We start from the raw sequence: 2,643 nt of genomic DNA, 5'->3' as shown, positions 1-2,643 counted from the left end.
TAAAAAACCTAACTTAATCATAAGAGGTGGTGATTAACAGTGGCGATTACACAAAAGGAATTAAAAAAAGAAAAAGAAATGGTAGCAAACCTATTAAAAGCCAATGGTCAGGATTATAACCATTGGCTTCATTTACATCATCAGAAATGTATTGAAGAAAATCAAGATTTAGTAATGAAAGCTTTACAAGCTTATAAGGCAACACCAACAGAAGTAAAAGAAGACAGCAAGCCCAATGAGTCAAGTCAGCTTAGTAACGTGTAAGCATCTAAAAATGAAAAGGGAGTGAATGTATATGTCTATGATGGAAACAGTAGCTCAAATGTTAGTGTTAGGTGATGCGATGGATGGTCTAATTAATACGGGTAATTCATTTATTACTTGGATGCAAAGAGGAGCAATGGTGAGTACAGCGATTGTATTTTGCTGGGGCGCTTATCTTTTAATTTGGGGCGGTGAGCGTGGAAGACATAAATGTATTTGGTGGTTTATTGGTGGGGCAGCCGGACTTGTTATCGTAATGGGATGCCAATACTTAGCAGAGAGCGTAAATAGTAATGTTAAATTTGGTCAAATCTTATTTCCATTTCTTTGGATGAAATAGTGAATAAATATGAATAGGGCAATGAGGAAGCTATGCAAAGGGTATGGCTTTTTTTGTTGCCTTTTTTCATGGGATTTAAAGTAAATGTGAGAAAGGAGAAGCCATGTTTGTCATTTTTAAAAGTAGTAATGGAACAGAAATTGAGTCTGGTAAGCAATATTCGTTTCATGAAGCTTATACCTTAACCAAACGATTAGAACGTGTTTATAGAGAAGAAGGGCGGCAAGAACATATTGATTTTGACTTGATAGAGGGTCATTCTAATGAAATCTATAACGGTACTTTATCACTGGGTTCGAGATATGCAAATCATATTTTTGATCACATTTCTAAAAAAATGAATGTGATGCAATTAGATCCAGAACAAGAGGAACAAAAGAACGAGCTGTTAGAAACGTTAGAAAGGGAAATCAATGATTCTCCTTTTCATGAAGAATATGAATATCAAGAAGAATTACCAGAAAGAAAGGAGGAGCCCTCCTATAGTCCATCGGATGAAGTGAAAACATAAGTAAAGCCTGGAAAGGAAAATAGAAAAGGATTCAAGATGATAGCGAGTGTTATAGGAAGTGTGGTGTTAATTGGAGCTGGTGCCATATTTGCCTTTAAATTATTCTCTTCCGAGCCAGTTTCGAGTGCAAATGCTGGCTCGGAACAATATGTAGTAAAAGGATTACAACAGGCAGCCATTCAACAGTATGGAGAAGCCGTTAAATACTTTGATAAGGTCAATTACACAGAATTAGATAAAGATAGTCAGAAGGCAGTTTTATTTACTTATTTATTAAATGGAAGGGCAAATAAGGCATTACAATATGAGCCGAAATTTGCAGAAAGTGTGGTTGCTTATTTTATCGGGATAGACAACATGAATAAAATCAATGAAATTGATGTCAAAAATGATGTAATCGACTTTGAAAAGGCAGCACTGAATAAAAAATATGAAGAGGTAATCAAGCTTAAAGGGAAAGTCAATATGGATGGTAGACGTGAAAAGCTCATCGTTGAAGCTTTTGTAAATCTAAAAAAATATGAAGAGTGTTATTCTTTTGCCAAAACACAAGGAAATAAAAACTTGATGAAAGAGGTCAAAGAATTAGAAAAACGAGATGTTCAACAATCTACGATAAGTGAAGAGGAAAAGAAAACTAAGATTGAAAAAATTGATAAAGATCTAAAGGACATCTAAGGGGGAAAAAATAACATGCCATTAAATTATGAGAATCTGTACAAAAAAATGGGAATTGTTTTTCTTGGTGGTTCATTGATATTGAGTACTACAGGGTGCAGTTGGTTTGGAAGCAAGGAATCATCAAAAAGTAAATCAGCTATTACAAAAAAGGTAGATAAGAATAAGCCGGAGGAAAAGAAAGAAAATCTGAACAAACAAGATTTCGAAGCAATTACAGAAAACGCAATTCAAAGTAAAGACAATGAAGTTGCTTATTTACTCGATGAGCTTGATAAATCAAAAATTAATTTTAAAGAAAAATCTATTGTAAGTAATCTTCAAAATGGAGATGAAACCACTTCTCGTGTTCTAGCACTCTTTGATAAAGAAACAACAGATAAATCACTTCAAGATACGACAAAAGATAATGTGATTGCAGCTATTACAGATAATAAACCACAAGTAACCCTGAACGGAGATCATTTTGCGTTTGGCGATCAAAATATTGATTCTTCAGTAGCGAGTATAGGAGATATTCTTCCACCAGTTACACCGGAAGGTGAGAATGGTAATACGGAAAATACAGGGACAGAAAAAACGAAACCAACAGAACAAGAGGAACCAACAGATCTAGAGAAACCAAAACCGCCAGTAGATCCACCAACAGAACCAGAGAAACCAAAACCGCCGGTAGATCCGCCAGTAGATCCACCAACGGATCCAGAAAAACCGAAACCGCCGGTAGATCCGCCAGTAGATCCACCAACGGATCCAGAGAAACCAAAACCGCCGGTAGATCCGCCAGTAGATCCACCAGTAGATCCACCAACAGATCCAGAAAAGCCGAAACCGCCGGTAGATCCGCCAG

The 2,643-nt window shown here is 36.2% G+C and carries 3 protein-coding genes and 1 pseudogene; all 4 read left to right on the top strand.

All coding sequences use genetic code 11. From position 1 onward, the window contains the following. The first annotated feature begins 39 nt into the window (after window positions 1-39). Window positions 40-264: a hypothetical protein gene (locus B5P40_RS29345; RefSeq protein ID WP_002166630.1), complete on the top strand. Its 225-nt coding sequence runs from the start codon at window positions 40-42 to the stop codon at window positions 262-264. Window positions 265-295: 31 nt separating this feature from the next. Then, window positions 296-604 carry a hypothetical protein gene (locus B5P40_RS29340; protein ID WP_002187864.1) on the top strand — a complete coding sequence of 103 codons (309 nt, stop codon included), beginning with the start codon at window positions 296-298 and terminating at the stop codon, window positions 602-604. Window positions 605-707: 103 nt separating this feature from the next. After that, window positions 708-1,793 (top strand): annotated as a pseudogene (locus B5P40_RS29335) (hypothetical protein). Window positions 1,794-1,808: 15 nt separating this feature from the next. After that, on the top strand, window positions 1,809-2,643 hold an 835-nt coding region (locus B5P40_RS29330; protein ID WP_113710366.1), incomplete at its 3' end, for a hypothetical protein.

It is taken from the genome of Bacillus sp. SRB_8 (assembly GCF_003264205.1).
Taxonomy (GTDB): domain Bacteria; phylum Bacillota; class Bacilli; order Bacillales; family Bacillaceae_G; genus Bacillus_A; species Bacillus_A mycoides.
Note: the sequence above shows the minus strand (reverse complement) of the source record. Positions and strands in the feature narration are given on the sequence as shown.

Coding starts and splice junctions, on each gene's coding strand:
- B5P40_RS29340 (WP_002187864.1), top strand. CDS start 296: ATGTCTATGATGGAAACAGTAGCTCAAATGTTAGTGTTAGGTGATGCG.